The sequence below is a fragment of the Hydrogenophaga bisanensis genome (assembly GCF_042665135.1).
GTDB lineage: Bacteria > Pseudomonadota > Gammaproteobacteria > Burkholderiales > Burkholderiaceae_C > Hydrogenophaga > Hydrogenophaga bisanensis.
On sequence record NZ_JBHTBX010000004.1, the window covers coordinates 11,663 to 25,395 of the forward strand.

Here is a 13,733-nt window from a genome sequence, read left to right on the forward strand (position 1 = left end):
GCAGCGGTTGCCGGGCTCAGTTTTCCTGACCCGTGCCAAAGCAGAACCAGAACGTTGCGCCTTGACCCACTGCCGCCTCGGCGCGAATCTGGCCGCCGTGGCGTTCGATGATGCGGCGCACGGTGGCCAGACCGATGCCCGATCCCTCGAATTCGTTGGCGCTGTGCAGGCGGTTGAAAGGCTTGAACAGCCGGTCGGCTCTCGCCATGTCGAAACCGGCGCCGTTGTCCCGGATGAAGAACACGGGTGGCACCGACCCGGCTGACTTGTCCTGACCGATCTCGATGCGGGCCTGCGGCTGCTGGCGCGAGTACTTCCACGCGTTGCCGATCAGGTTTTCCAGCACGATCTGCGCCATCCTCGGGTCGCAATTGGCCTTGAGACCCGGTTCGATCGTGACCTGCACCTCCCGCGTCGGATCGCGATGGCGCTCCTGGCGCAGCACGCCATCGGCCAGGTCGCTCAGGTCGACCTCCATCCGCTGCAACTGCCCCTGGCTCACCCTCGCGAGCGCGAGCAGATCGGCAATCAGGCTGTTCATGCGGGTCACCGCCGTCATCACCCGCCGGATCAGGTCTTCGTCCTCCGGTGTGGTGCGCCCGGCCATCTGCTCCTGCAGCAGGTGCATGAAACCGTCGATGGAACGCAGAGGGGACTTCAGGTCGTGGGAGACGGAGTAGGCGAAGGCGTCGAGTTCCCGGTTCAGGTACTGCAGCTGCTCGGTCCTGGCCTGCACGCGCTGCTCCAGCGTCTCCTGCAGTTGCAGGATCTCGCGGTCTCGTCGCAGCCGGACCAGTTCCGCATTGCAGCGGCTGGCAAAGATGGTCAGCAGGGCCCGCATGGCGGGCTCCTGGGGGTGATCCGCAGGCCACACGGCCGCAATCAGCCCGATGGCGGTGCCATCGGGATCGCGCAGCGCCATCCCGGCAATCATCTGGATCTGGTCGGGGTCGAACGGGGGCGTGCTCTGCAGGACCTGGCGGCTGGGCGTGTCGATCACCAGCAGCTCGTCACTCGCCAGCAACCGGGTGTAGGTGCTGTGGGCGATCGGGACGTCCCGGTTGGGCTGCAGGCTGCCATCGGTGAGCAGCGCCAGGGTATCGATGCTGTGGTCACCGCGAAGTTCGCCAATGATGACTCCCGAGGCGGCCACCGCATCCGCCAGATGCTCGGCCAGCGACAGGAAGAAGGCCTGTCCCGTGGTGGGCGACACCCCTTCCGCCACCCTAAGCAGCATGGCTTCACGCCGCTTCTCCGCGCTTACGTTCATCGTGAAGGACAGGGCGCAAGGCTCACCATCCAGTTCGATGATTTCGGCCCAGATGCGGACGTCGACAACCTCCCCCTGCTTGGTGCGCATGCGGGCTTCGAAGTGCTGGAGCCGGCCGTCACGGCGCAGCGTGTTCACATAGTCTTGCCGGTCCGATTCGCTCAGCCAGACACCCACCTCCAGCGAGGTTTTGCCTTCAAAGTCCGCCATCGGCCAGCCCAGCACGCGCTCATTGGCCGGATTGACCTCCATGAAACGGCCGTCCGACAGCCGTGTGATCGTCATGCCCAGAGGGCTGAAGTTGAAGGCCTTGGCAAACCGCTCGTTCGACTGCTCCAACTCGCGCCGCGACTTGAGCTCGGCGCTCACATCCATGACCATGGCAATGATCATGCGCTCTGTGTCTTGGGTCGCGATCTCGGCCCAGACCACGCAGTCGAACTCGCTGCCGTCCTTGCGCACGCCCCGGGCGCGCTGGCCCTCCACCTTGCCCAGGGCATCCAGCGATGCCCGAAAGGCCAGCTGATCCTGCGCATCTGCCCACATGCGGGGAGGTCGCACCCCCACCAGGTCGTCACGCCCATACCCGAAGAGCGTCACAAACGCATCGTTGGCATCCAGGATTTCCAGGTTGGACATCGACTGCACGATGCAGGCCGCGGGGTTGTTCCGGAACAGCACGCGGAACCGGTGCTCGGTGTCCCGCAAACTGCCTTCGACCCGGCTCGCACGGTCCAGTGCGGCCAGCTGTGCCTGATAGGTCTGCTCCAGTCTGAATCGGCCATAGGTCACACTGACCACCAGGCAGCCCAGGACCGCCACGTGGGTCACCCAGGTGGCCCAGCTCACCTGGAGCCGGGCCGCCGGCAGCCAGCCCTGCTGCTCGGCAAAGGTCAGCACGGCCAGCACCGTCACGGCCACGAAGGCCACCGAGATCATGGCCCGGCGCGACAGGAACACGCCCGCGCCGACCACCGTGGCCAGCAGCACATTCACCGAGGCGCCCCGGATCGATCCTTGCGCCACCACACCCGCGGTGGAGAGCAGAAGCAAGCCATACACCAGCAAATGTGGCAGCCAGCGTCGATGGCCGGTCAGGTACAGACCAAGCATGGCCAGTGCCATGGCCTCCAGCGCCAGGGCGACCTCCAGCAGATGGGTGCGGCCTTGCTGCAGATAGATGCCCGTGATCACCAGGGGACCCGCGATCGCCGTGGCCAGGATCAGGGCCAGCAGTGCCTTGTCGTGAACCTCGGCCAGCCCGCTTGGGGTGTCGGGCTCCGGGTGACGGTGCTTACGCGTCATGGCTGATGTCTTTCTGCGTCGGTGTCGACGGTTTGGGTTCCAGGCTGAAACGGAATTCGGCCCCGTGATCTGGCTGCCCCGACCCGCTGATGTCGCCACCGTGTCGCTCAATGATCCGGTGCACGGTGGCCAGTCCGATACCGGTCCCCTCGAACCCGAAGCTGGGCATGTGCAGGCGCTGGAAGGGCTTGAACAGCTTGTCGGCGTACGCCATGTCGAAGCCGATGCCGTTGTCCCTGACGAAGAAACAGGCCGGGGCGTGCGCCGTGTCATCGGCCGGCCTCACCAGGCCCACCGTGATCTCGGCCACCGCCAGGTCGCGGGTGTACTTCACGGCGTTGCCCAGCAGGTTCTCCAGGACGATGCGCACCAGGCGGTGGTCGCATGACGCCCGCAGCTGCGGCTCGATCTGAAAGCGGATCTGCCGCTGCGGGTGCTGGGCGCTCAGCTGACGCGCGACTTCACTGCACAGACCGCTCAGATCCACCCATTCCCGCTGGAGCGGGCCCTGGCTGACCCTGGCCAGGGCCAGCATGTCGGCGATCAGGGTGCTCATCCGCCGGGTGGCAGCCAGCACCCGCGCCAGCATCTGCTCCTCGTCGGGACGGATCCGGTCCTTCAGGCTCTCGCCGAGGATCTGGGTGAAGCCGTCGATGGCCCGAAGCGGTGACTTCAGGTCGTGCGAGACAGAGTAGGCAAAGGCGTCCAGTTCCTGGTTGAGCTTGTGCAGCTCGGCGGTGCGCTCCCGCACGCGCCATTCCAGCTGGTCGTTGAACGTCCTGATCTCGCGGTCCCGCTGCATGCGCAACAGCTCGGCGTTGGTCCGGCTGGCAAAAATAGACAGCAACTGTGGCACGTCCGAGTCTGGCGCCAGCGTGCGGCGCCAGAACACCGAGATCATTCCGATGGGTCTGCGGTCCGCATCATGAAGACAGTGTCCCATGTAGGACTGGAAGCCGGCTTGCTCAAGATCGGTGGCCTGCGGATAGCAGGCGGACAGGCTGTCATGCACCACCAGCGTCTGACCACTTTGCATCACCTGTTCGCAAGGCGTTCCACGGATCTCGTGGGTCGATGGCACCCGGATTTCCCCGTCCATCCAGACCGCCAGGTCCTGCATCAGACCACCGTCCCCGAGCTCGGACACCCGCACACCATCGGCTTCGACCGCCTGCGCGAGATGGCGAACCATCACATGGAAGAAGGCATCGCTGTCCTGGCCAGCCATTCCCTCGGCGATCTCGCGCAGCAGGTGCTCCTTGTGTACCTGGCGGGTGACGTCGATGACGCAGGACAGGGCGCACGCCTCGCCATCAATGTCGATCTTCTCCGACCACAACCGCACGATGCGCTGGCGCCCGTCGGGCAATTGCAGCGTCCGCTCCCAGCCTCGAACATGCCCCTTCTCCAGCATCTCCCGGACATAGCTCTCTCGATCGGCTGCGTCCCGCCAGATGGTCAGGTTGGGGGTCTGTCCGCTGGCGCGCGCTTGCAGGGCCAGTTCGCCATGGTCATTGGGCTGGTTGAATTCCAGCACCTGCCCGTCAGACAGGCGCGTGATCCGCATGTTCAAGGGACTGAGCCGGAAGGCCTTGGCAAAGCGTTCTTCCGATCGCCGCAGGCGCTCCAGCGCGCGACGCTGCTCGGTCATGTCGGACACGGTGGTGATGACCATGCGGTCGTCCTCATCGGTCCCCATCTCGCTGGAGATCACCGCATCGAAGAAGTCTCCATTTCGACGTCGTCCCTGCACGGTGTGCATTTCGGCCCGGCGCTCCTTGAACAGACTCGCCAGATAGGCCTTGCGCTCGGACGGAACCCCCCACAGCATTTCGTCCGACTGGCCGACGATCTCGTCCTTGCGATAGCCGTAACAGCGTTCGAACGCCGGGTTCACATCCAGGATCAGGCCGTCATGCCCCGATTGGGCCAGCATGGGTGTCGGGCTGTTCTTGAAGATCCGGGCGAATCTTTCCAGGCTCCGATCCCGTTCGGCTTCCGAGCGTTGCCGCTGCTCCAGCGCCTGCCGCAGGCGGTGGGCGTTGCGTTCCAGCTGCCGTCGCGTGTGATAGACGATCAGCGCGACCACACTCACGGTGGCCACCTGGGTGAGCCAGGTCTTGAGACCGACTTCCATGTCCGGTGCATGCATCCAGCCGGCACGCTCGGCCAAGGTCAGTGCGCCCAGCGCCGTGGCGGTGAAGACGACACACCAGATCAGGGCCCGGCGGCCCAGCAGGATACCGGCGCCGGCAATGGCGCCGATGAAAAGGAAACTGGACGATGTGCGTACCGATCCAAAGGCGATGACGGACAGCACACCCAGGCACAGGACGGCCAGCACCATCCACAAGGCCACATGACGGACATGTCCGCGCCGGGTCAGTCCGTAGAAAAACCAGCTGTAGATCGCAAACAGCGCGGTGGCGGCGGTCTCCCACTGGTTGTGCGTGGTCAGGTACACAGGCGCCAGAAGCACCGTGGCCGCTACCGCCATGGTCAGCGAGATGGCCTTGAGCATGCCCACCTGGCTGGTGAGACTGCTTTCATCGGCGAGGTTGTCCTTGTCGTCGGGATTCATGTTCGTGGCGCCACTTCCGCGGATGACGCGTATTCGGAACAAGATCGACCGTTGGCTGGAATACTTGAGCCTTCAGCCACGTGCGAAGACGGCCCCCGGGGTGTTGCACCATTCGCTCCAGCTCCCGGGAAACAGTGCAGTGATGCCCCAGCCAGCCACCGCCATCGCCAGCACATTCGGAATGGCGCTGACACCACTGCCGCAATGGTGGATCACGCCAGCGGGATCCCGGTGTCCCAGCAGAGCCGAAAATTCCTGGTGCAGCAGTTCGGGGGACTTGAACCGGCCATCGGGCCCCAGGTTGTCGCCAAAGGGGCGGTTGAGCGCGCCGGGAATGTGGCCTGCCACCGGGTCCAGCGGCTCGGTCTCTCCACGGTAGCGGGCCGGTGCGCGCGCGTCGATGATGGTCAGGCACGGGCTGCCTACCGAAGCCTTGAGGTCCAGCGCGCCCACCACCGGGGCGCCGGGCAGCGGACTGGCCTCAAAGTCACCCGGAACCTGAGCAGGCTGGGGGCCGGGTCCCGCCTCGGTGGGCAATCCTGCGGCTTGCCAGGCTTGCAGCCCACCGTCGAGCACGGCCACCGCCTGGTGACCGCACCATTGCAGCATCCACCACAGGCGCCCGCAGTAATTGGCTCCCTGCCGGTCGTACACCACCACCTGCGTGCCCCGGGTGAGACCCAGTTCGCGCATCCGGAGGGCAAAGGCTTCGCGCGAGGGCAGGGGGTGGCGCCCGCCGCTGGCACGAGGCTGTTCAGGTGACTTTTCGCTCAGCAGGCTGTCCAGATGGGCATATCGGGCGCCTGGAATGTGGACGTCCTCGTACTGGCGGCTGCCAGCGCTGGCGTCGAACAGGTCGAAACTGCAGTCGAACAGGGCCAAGGGCTGGCCATCGGCGATCAGCCGTTGCAGGGATGGGGCGTCAATGAGGGTGGTGTACATGGCACCATTTTGGACCAGCACCGGCAGAGATCGCGAGCCAACAGCCGGTCTTTGAGGACAAAGCCACAGGCCCGTGGCTTGAGCGACAACCGGCGGGCCGTCAGTGTTCCTCGCCAGGGGCGGTCGGAACGGCTCGGGAGCGCAGCACCGTGGCGGTGATCCCGCTGACGATGATCAGGCCCATTCCCAGCCACCCGATCAGGGGCAGCTGATCACCGAAGATCGTCAGGCTGTAGATGCCGGCAAACACGATGCCCGAATACTGCAGGTTGGCCACCACCAGCGTCGCCCCGCTGGCGTAGGCACGCGTCATGCACAGCTGGGCGATCACGGCCAGCAGGCCGATCGGCAGCAGCCACAGGGCGCTGGGCCAATGCCAGGGCGATGCCCCGGCAAACACCATGCCGGCCCCGCCGGCCAGCACCGCCGCCAGCGAAAAGTAGAAGACCGTGCGGCTCTCCGGCTCACCCACCTTGGACAGCGCCGCGACCTGCAGGTAGGCCAATGCCGCAAAAACCCCTGAGATCAAGCCCACCATGGCGCCCAGCACCTGATCCGGTGCCAGGGTCGGCCGCAGCATCATGGCGACCCCGGCGAATCCCGCCAGCACGGTCAGGAAAAGGGGGCCTTGCTGTCGCACCGGCGCGTTCTTGCCTTGCAGAAGAATCGCACCGCCGATCAGGAAGGCCGCGATCCAGACGCTGCTCATGTAGTTCAGCGTCATGGCGGTGGCCAGCGGCAGCACCGAGATGGCGTAGAACCAGGACACCAGCGAGATCACGCCCACCACGCTGCGCCACACATGCATCATGGGCACCTGGGTCCTCAGGGAAACACCGCGGACACGGGTGGCCACCAGCAGGAAGATCATGCCCACCGCGCCCCGGTAGGCCACGATCTCGAAACTGTTGAAGTGGGCCGACGCAAACTTGATGCACACCCCCATGGTGGCAAACAGCAGCGAGGCCAGCAGCATCCACAGCGCCTGCATCTCAACTCCTGTGCGTGCAGGCGATGCGGATCATCACTTCATCCGTGCCCGGTACCACTCATGGAAGTGCTGCATGCCGTCTTCCATGGGGCTCTGGTACGGGCCGACCTCGTTGTCGCCACGCGCCAGCAGGGCCTTGCGCCCGGCGTCCATGCGCTCGGCGATCTCGTCGTCCTCGATGCAGGTTTCCATGTAGGCGGCACGCTGGGCTTCGACAAACTCGCGCTCGAACGCCGCGATTTCTTCCGGGTAGTAGAACTCCACCATGTTCAGCGTCTTGTCCACGCTGATCGGGTGCAGGGTGGAAACCGTCAGCACGTGCGGGTACCACTCCACCATGATGTGGGGGTAGTAGGTCAACCAGATGGCGCCATGTTCGGGCAGCTGGCCATTGCGGTACTGCATGAGCTGCTGGTGCCAGCGCTGGTAGACCGGGCTGCCCGACTTGGACAGCAGGTTCTGCACACCGACGGTCTGCACCGAGTACTCGGGCTTGAACTCCCAGCGCAGGTCGCTGCAGGTCACGAAGTTGCCCAAGCCAGGGTGGAAGGGCTCGACGTGGTAATCCTCAAGGTATACCTCGATGAAGGTCTTCCAGTTGTAGTTGCACTCGTGCAGCTCCACATGGTCCAGCACCATGCCTTCAAAGTTGAGGGCGCTGCGCGGACCCATGTCGGCCAGATCGGTCTCGATGTCGCGGCCGTTGTCCTCGAACAGCATGCCGTTCCACTCGCGCAAGGCGTAGCGGTTGAGGTCTAGGCAGGGATCCTGGGCGAAGTGGGGTGCGCCCAGCAGCGAGCCCAGCTTGCTGCCCTGACCGCCGCTGTAGGTCCAGCGGTGCAGCGGGCACACGATGTGGCCACCGGCGTGGCCCTTGCGGTTCTCGCCCAGATTGCCGCGGCCGTTCAGCATGACGGCCTGGCGGTGGCGGCAGACGTTGGAAACCAGTTCCACCCCTTGCGGTGTGCGCACCAGCGCGCGACCTTCCTTTTCCTGGGGCAGCGCGTAGTAGTCGCCGACGTTCGGAACGGCATTGGCGTGCCCCACATAGCGGGGCCCGCGCTGAAAGATCGTTTCGAGTTCCCTCTGGAACAGCGCCTCGTCGAAGTAGCTGGAAACCGGAAGTTGGCTTTCGGCCTGCTGGAGCTGAAGACTCAAATCAGACATGGTGGTCCTGACCTAAAGACTCCCCCTATGAAGGGGCAGGGTGAAGCGCTTAGCGAGTGAACGATCTGCGCGGGAAGGGTGGAAGTGCTGCGTCCCTCCGGGCGGATGAGGCCCGTCAGTTGAACAAGAAAAAAGAGGCGGGATTGTACCCCGGGTGCACCGAACGCGCGGCACCCGCCGGCCCGCATGGTTTTTGTGATGCGGAAAACGAGAACCCTGGGGCTAAAATCACTGGCTCTGCTCTTGCCGGGGTCGTGCGTACCCTGCGCGCCAAGCCTGCAGACGCTCAGCATTGCCGAATTCATGACATCCTCATCCGAATCCAAGTCGTCCAGAACGGCAAAAGCCGCGAGCCCAGAGCCTGTGGCTTCCAGCTACGAGGCTGCTCTCGGGGAACTTGAGCGTCTGGTTTCCCAGCTCGACGCCGGTCAGCTGCCGCTGGACCAGTTGCTGACCCACTACCAGCGGGGTGCCCAGTTGCTGGCCTACTGTCGCGAGAAGCTGGACGCGGTCGAGAACCAGATCCGTGTTCTCGAAGCCAATGAACTGAAGCCTTGGGACGCCTCTTGAACACCACCTTCGCCCAGACCTCTGCGCCTTCCCTTGAGGAGTGGCGCGTCATGCGGCAGGCCAGCGTGGAGCAGGCCCTTGCGTCCTGGGTGCCCCCCGAGGCACCGGCCGAGCTGGGCACGGCCATGCGCTATGCGGTGCTCGACGGGGGCAAGCGACTGAGACCCCTGCTGGTGCTGGCCACGAGCGAGGCCCTCGATGGTCTCGAACCCGCGGCCCTGCGTGCCGCTTGCGCCGTCGAACTCATTCACGCCTATTCCCTCGTGCACGATGATATGCCCTGCATGGACAACGATGTGTTGCGCCGGGGCAAACCCACCGTCCACGTCCGCTTTGGGCAGGCGCAGGCCCTGCTGGCGGGCGACGCCCTCCAGGCGCTGGCGTTCGAGCTCCTGACGCCAGACGACGGCAGCATGCCGCCCGCCATGGCGGCCCGGTTGTGCCGGCTGCTGGCCCGCGCAGCGGGCGCCCATGGCATGGCCGGGGGCCAGGCCATCGATCTGGCCAGTGTGGGTCTGTCGCTTGACCAGCCTGCCCTGGAGGGCATGCACCGTCTCAAGACCGGTGCGCTGCTTCAGGCCAGCGTGATGATGGGGGCTGCCACAGCCGATGCCGATGCGCACCAGGCGTCCTGCCTGGCCGATTTCGGTGCCAGCATCGGGCTGGCCTTCCAGGTCGTCGATGACATCCTGGATGTGACCGCCGACTCCCAGACCTTGGGCAAGACCGCTGGCAAGGATGCCGCGGCCGACAAACCCACGTTCGTGTCGCTGATGGGCCTGGCGGCCGCCCAGGCCTATGCCGACGAAGTGCTCGATCGCGCGCACGCCGCCCTTGATCGCAGCGGGTTGTCCCAAACGGGTTACCTGCGTGGCCTGGCCGACTGGGTCGGCCGCCGATCGCATTGAACCAAAGCCATATCGCCATGAGTTCCCTGCTGTCTTCCATCGATTCTCCTGCCGACCTGCGGCGCCTCACTCGCCAGCAATTGCCCGTCCTGGCCAAGGAGTTGCGCGACTTTGTCCTCGAGAGCGTCTCCCGCACCGGCGGTCACCTCAGCTCCAACCTGGGCACGGTCGAGCTGACCGTGGCGCTGCACTACGTCTTCAACACTCCCGAAGACCGGCTGGTCTGGGATGTGGGTCACCAGACCTACCCGCACAAGATCCTGACCGGCCGCCGCGACCGCATGTCGACCCTGCGCCAGCTCGGCGGCATCAGCGGGTTCCCTCGCAGAGACGAAAGCGAATTCGATACCTTCGGGACTGCCCATTCCTCCACCAGCATTTCGGCGGCCCTGGGCATGGCCCTGGCCGCCAAGATGAAGGGCGAGAGCCGCCATGCCGTGGCCATCATCGGCGACGGCGCCATGACGGCTGGCATGGCCTTCGAGGCCCTGAACAATGCCGGTGTCGAGGACGGGCGCCTGCTGGTGGTGCTCAACGACAACGACATGTCCATTTCGCCGCCGGTCGGTGCCCTCAACCGCTACCTGGCCCAGCTCATGAGCGGTCAGTTCTACGCGGCGGCCAAGAACGTGGGCAAGACGGTGCTCAAGGGGGCGCCGCCCCTGTTCGAGCTGGCCAAGCGACTGGAAGAGCATGCCAAGGGCATGGTGGTGCCGGCCACGCTGTTCGAGAAGTTCGGCTTCAACTATGTCGGTCCCATCGACGGACACGATCTCGATTCGCTGATCCCCACGCTGGAGAACATCCGCCACCTGCTGGACAACGGCGAGGGCCCGCAGTTCCTTCACGTGGTGACCAGGAAAGGGCAGGGCTACAAGCTGGCCGAAGCGGACCCGGTGGCCTACCACGGTCCTGGCAAGTTCGATCCGGCGGTGGGCCTGGTCAAGCCAGCCACCCCGCCCAAGCCCACCTTCACCCAGGTGTTCGGTCAGTGGCTGTGCGACATGGCCCAAAAGGACCCTCTGCTGGTCGGCATCACCCCCGCCATGCGCGAGGGTTCGGGCATGGTCGAGTTCCACCAGCGGTTCCCCGGCCGGTATTTCGACGTGGGCATTGCCGAGCAGCACGCCGTGACGTTTGCCGCCGGTCTCGCTTGCGAGGGCATGAAGCCGGTGGTGGCCATCTATTCCACCTTCCTGCAGCGAGCCTACGACCAGCTCATTCATGACGTGGCCCTGCAGAACCTGCCCATGGTGTTCGCGCTGGACAGGGCCGGCATTGTGGGTGCCGACGGGGCCACCCACGCCGGCGCCTACGACATTGCTTTCCTGCGCTGCGTGCCCAACATGTCGATCGCGTGCCCGGCCGACGAGGCAGAGACGCGCCAGCTGCTGTCCACCGCACACGCCCAGAACCACCCCGTGGCCGTCCGCTACCCGCGCGGCTCGGGGGTGGGTGTCGCCGTGCCGGACGGTCTGGAGGGCCTTCCCTTCGGCAAGGGTGAGGTGCGTCGTCGGGGCCGCCGCATCGCGATCCTGGCATTTGGCACCTTGCTGTACCCGGCCTTGCAGGCGGCACAGGCGCTGGATGCGACGGTGGCCAACATGCGCTGGGCCAAGCCGCTGGATGTGGACCTTCTGAGAGAAATCGCCGAGACCCATGACGCCCTGGTCACGGTGGAAGAGGGGTGTGTGATGGGCGGAGCCGGCAGCGCGGTGCTTGAAGCCTTGCAGACCCTGGGCATCGACCGGCCTGTCCTGACGCTGGGGCTGCCCGACGTGTTCACCGAGCACGGCGATCCTGCCAAGCTGCTGGCCGCCATGGGCCTGGATGCGTCTGGCATCGAGCGGTCCATCCAGGCCCGTTTTCCCGATCAGCGGGGTGATGCGGCGGGCCTGAAGGTGGCGTGACGGAAAGCTGGCTGTGAATCGCATTCACAGCCAAGTTGAAATTCCTTGCCGATGCCCCGCCATGGGGCATCTCAAGCTTGCAGAAGGCTGAACGCCCGATCCCGCGAGGTCGTCTTCGAGGGAAAACCCGAAGGGGTCCCCGGGAGGCGATTCCTACAATGCAACGGACTGTAGCCAGTCCCCGCCGGCCCCGTGCCGATCGGGTGGAAAGTGATTTCAACAACCACGGAGTTTCATCACATGGATCGTCGTTCCATTCTCAAGCACGCCGGTATCGCTGGCGTGCTGGCTGCTGGTGCCGCACCGGCTGTGCACGCGCAGGCCGCCATCCGCTGGCGCCTGACTTCCAGCTTCCCCAAGGCGCTGGACACCATCCACGGTGCCGCCGACGTGTTTGCCCGCAAGGTCAATGAAATGTCCGGTGGCAAGTTCTCCGTGACCGTTCACGCCCCGGGTGAACTGGTGCCGGCCTTCGGCGTGGTCGATGCCGTTCAGCAGGGCACGGTCGAGGCTGGTCACACCGCCCCGTACTACTACTTTGGCAAGGACGACACCTTCGCCATGGGCACGGCCATTCCTTTCGGCCTGAACAGCCGTCAGCTGACCGCCTGGTACTACGACGGCAACGGCCTGAAGCTGTTCCGCGAGTTCTACGACCAGTACAACATCGTGAACTTCCCCGGCGGCAACACCGGTGCCCAGATGGGCGGCTGGTACCGCAAGGAGATCAAGACCCTGGCCGACATCAAGGGCCTGAAGATGCGCATCGGCGGTTTTGCCGGCAAGGTGCTGGCCCGCATGGGTGGCGTGCCCCAGAACATCCCCGGCGGCGAAATCTACCAGGCGCTGGAGAAGGGCACCATCGACGCCACCGAGTGGATCGGACCATACGACGACGAGAAGCTGGGCTTCCAGAAAGTGGCCAAGAACTACTACTACCCCGGCTGGTGGGAAGGCGGCGCCCAGCTGGACTTCTACATCAACAAGGCGGCCTACAACGGTCTGTCGGCCGAAAACAAGGCCATCGTGGAAACGGCCGCATCGCACGCCCACACCATGATGCAGGCCATGTATGACGCCCGCAACCCGGCCGCCCTCAAGCGCCTGGTGGCCGGTGGCGCCAAGGTCCTGCCCTTCCCCAAGGTGGTCATGGACGAGGCCTTCAAGCAGTCGATGGCGCTGTACGCCGAACTGAGCGCCAGCAACCCGAACTGGAAGAAGATCTACGCAGACTACTCCAACTTCCGCAAGGACCAGAACCTCTGGTTCCGCTTCACGGATGCCCAGTTCGACCGCTACATGCAGTCGGCCAAGCTGTAAGCCGTTCTGGCACGCAGCGCACAAAACCCCGCCCCCGCGGGGTTTTTTGTGCGGGGCACGCCAGGATTCGTCAGCCTTCTCACAGGCTGCCTGGACCTCAGCCCGCTAGACTCGCGGGTTTGTTTCGTCCCTCCCATCGATCATGGGGAACGCCATGTCCTTCCTGCTCAAGATATCCCGCCTCATTGACGGCATCAATGACCTCATTGGCAAGCTGGCCATGTGGCTCATCCTGGCCGCCACGCTGATCAGTGCCGGCAACGCCATCATCCGAAAGATCTTCGGCACCAGTTCCAATGCCTGGCTCGAGATCCAGTGGTATCTCTTTGCCGCCGTGTTCATGCTGGGTGGCGGCTACGCCTTCCTGCGCAACGCGCACGTGCGCATCGACTTCATCTCCACCAAGTTCAGCCAGCGCACCCGCAACTGGATCGATGTCATCGGCATCATCGTCTTCCTGTTCCCGCTTTGCATCATGATGGTCATGGAAGGCTGGCCCGTGTTCGAACGCGCCTGGACCTCGGGCGAAATGTCGTCCAACGCGGGTGGCCTGGTCCGCTGGCCGGTCTATCTGCTCATCCCCGCGGGTTTCATCATCCTGATGGCTCAAGGTGTGTCCGAGCTCATCAAGCGCATCGCCTACATCACCGGGCAAGGCCCCGATCCGCTGGACCACACAGGCCCCAGTGAAACCGAGATGCTGGCCAAAGAGATTGCCCAAGCCGAGCACCAACAGGCAGCCAGCGCTGCTGCCACCTCCCGCTGAGCG

General features: G+C 64.9%; 10 protein-coding genes. 5 read left to right on the forward strand and 5 right to left on the reverse strand.

Annotation, left to right across the window (positions count from 1 at the left end; translation table 11 throughout):
- Positions 1 to 16: 16 nt before the first annotated feature.
- The 5 genes from ACFQNJ_RS07050 to ACFQNJ_RS07070 all read right to left on the reverse strand — a co-directional run bounded on the left by ACFQNJ_RS07050 (position 17) and on the right by ACFQNJ_RS07070 (position 8,256).
- Positions 17 to 2,575 (reverse strand): PAS domain-containing sensor histidine kinase, encoded by a 2,559-nt coding sequence (locus tag ACFQNJ_RS07050; RefSeq protein WP_382255433.1) that lies wholly within the window; start codon positions 2,573 to 2,575, stop codon positions 17 to 19.
- Complete coding sequence (locus tag ACFQNJ_RS07055) at positions 2,565 to 5,156, reverse strand: ATP-binding protein (protein ID WP_382255434.1); 2,592 nt, start codon at positions 5,154 to 5,156, stop codon at positions 2,565 to 2,567. The genes ACFQNJ_RS07050 and ACFQNJ_RS07055 overlap by 11 nt, the downstream gene beginning before the upstream one ends.
- Before the next feature lie 72 nt (positions 5,157 to 5,228).
- A complete protein-coding gene (locus ACFQNJ_RS07060) occupies positions 5,229 to 6,098 on the reverse strand; it encodes a sulfurtransferase (protein ID WP_382255437.1) in 870 nt (289 codons plus the stop codon).
- 100 nt (positions 6,099 to 6,198) lie between these two features.
- Positions 6,199 to 7,089, reverse strand: coding sequence for a DMT family transporter (locus tag ACFQNJ_RS07065; protein WP_287984592.1), 891 nt, complete (start codon positions 7,087 to 7,089; stop codon positions 6,199 to 6,201).
- 33 nt (positions 7,090 to 7,122) lie between these two features.
- Positions 7,123 to 8,256: an aromatic ring-hydroxylating oxygenase subunit alpha gene (locus tag ACFQNJ_RS07070; RefSeq protein ID WP_382255440.1), complete on the reverse strand. Its 1,134-nt coding sequence runs from the start codon at positions 8,254 to 8,256 to the stop codon at positions 7,123 to 7,125.
- 303 nt (positions 8,257 to 8,559) lie between these two features.
- On the opposite strand from ACFQNJ_RS07070, the gene xseB reads away from it, so the two are divergent.
- The 5 genes from xseB (at position 8,560) to ACFQNJ_RS07095 (ending at position 13,730) form a co-directional block, all read left to right on the forward strand.
- Positions 8,560 to 8,826: an exodeoxyribonuclease VII small subunit gene (xseB, locus tag ACFQNJ_RS07075; protein ID WP_374639906.1), complete on the forward strand. Its 267-nt coding sequence runs from the start codon at positions 8,560 to 8,562 to the stop codon at positions 8,824 to 8,826.
- 50 nt (positions 8,827 to 8,876) lie between these two features.
- Positions 8,877 to 9,734, forward strand: coding sequence for a polyprenyl synthetase family protein (locus tag ACFQNJ_RS07080; protein ID WP_374640027.1), 858 nt, complete (start codon positions 8,877 to 8,879; stop codon positions 9,732 to 9,734).
- Between the two features lie 17 nt (positions 9,735 to 9,751).
- Positions 9,752 to 11,644, forward strand: coding sequence for a 1-deoxy-D-xylulose-5-phosphate synthase (gene dxs / locus ACFQNJ_RS07085; protein WP_382255445.1), 1,893 nt, complete (start codon positions 9,752 to 9,754; stop codon positions 11,642 to 11,644).
- A gap of 240 nt (positions 11,645 to 11,884) precedes the next feature.
- Positions 11,885 to 12,964, forward strand: coding sequence for a TRAP transporter substrate-binding protein (locus ACFQNJ_RS07090; RefSeq protein ID WP_382255447.1), 1,080 nt, complete (start codon positions 11,885 to 11,887; stop codon positions 12,962 to 12,964).
- Positions 12,965 to 13,118: 154 nt separating this feature from the next.
- The gene (locus tag ACFQNJ_RS07095) at positions 13,119 to 13,730 is read left to right on the forward strand and encodes a TRAP transporter small permease subunit (protein WP_382255450.1); all 612 of its coding nucleotides are present in this window, start codon (positions 13,119 to 13,121) and stop codon (positions 13,728 to 13,730) included.
- Positions 13,731 to 13,733: the final 3 nt, after the last annotated feature.

What these genes read in the sequence shown, in the direction of transcription:
- ACFQNJ_RS07050 (WP_382255433.1), bottom strand. Translation starts at nt 2,575, where the DNA reads ATGACGCGTAAGCACCGTCACCCGGAGCCCGACACCCCAAGCGGGCTG.
- ACFQNJ_RS07055 (WP_382255434.1), bottom strand. Translation starts at nt 5,156, where the DNA reads ATGAATCCCGACGACAAGGACAACCTCGCCGATGAAAGCAGTCTCACC.
- ACFQNJ_RS07060 (WP_382255437.1), bottom strand. Translation starts at nt 6,098, where the DNA reads ATGTACACCACCCTCATTGACGCCCCATCCCTGCAACGGCTGATCGCC.
- ACFQNJ_RS07065 (WP_287984592.1), bottom strand. Translation starts at nt 7,089, where the DNA reads ATGCAGGCGCTGTGGATGCTGCTGGCCTCGCTGCTGTTTGCCACCATG.
- ACFQNJ_RS07070 (WP_382255440.1), bottom strand. Translation starts at nt 8,256, where the DNA reads ATGTCTGATTTGAGTCTTCAGCTCCAGCAGGCCGAAAGCCAACTTCCG.
- xseB (WP_374639906.1), top strand. Translation starts at nt 8,560, where the DNA reads ATGACATCCTCATCCGAATCCAAGTCGTCCAGAACGGCAAAAGCCGCG.
- ACFQNJ_RS07080 (WP_374640027.1), top strand. Translation starts at nt 8,877, where the DNA reads ATGCGGCAGGCCAGCGTGGAGCAGGCCCTTGCGTCCTGGGTGCCCCCC.
- dxs (WP_382255445.1), top strand. Translation starts at nt 9,752, where the DNA reads ATGAGTTCCCTGCTGTCTTCCATCGATTCTCCTGCCGACCTGCGGCGC.
- ACFQNJ_RS07090 (WP_382255447.1), top strand. Translation starts at nt 11,885, where the DNA reads ATGGATCGTCGTTCCATTCTCAAGCACGCCGGTATCGCTGGCGTGCTG.
- ACFQNJ_RS07095 (WP_382255450.1), top strand. Translation starts at nt 13,119, where the DNA reads ATGTCCTTCCTGCTCAAGATATCCCGCCTCATTGACGGCATCAATGAC.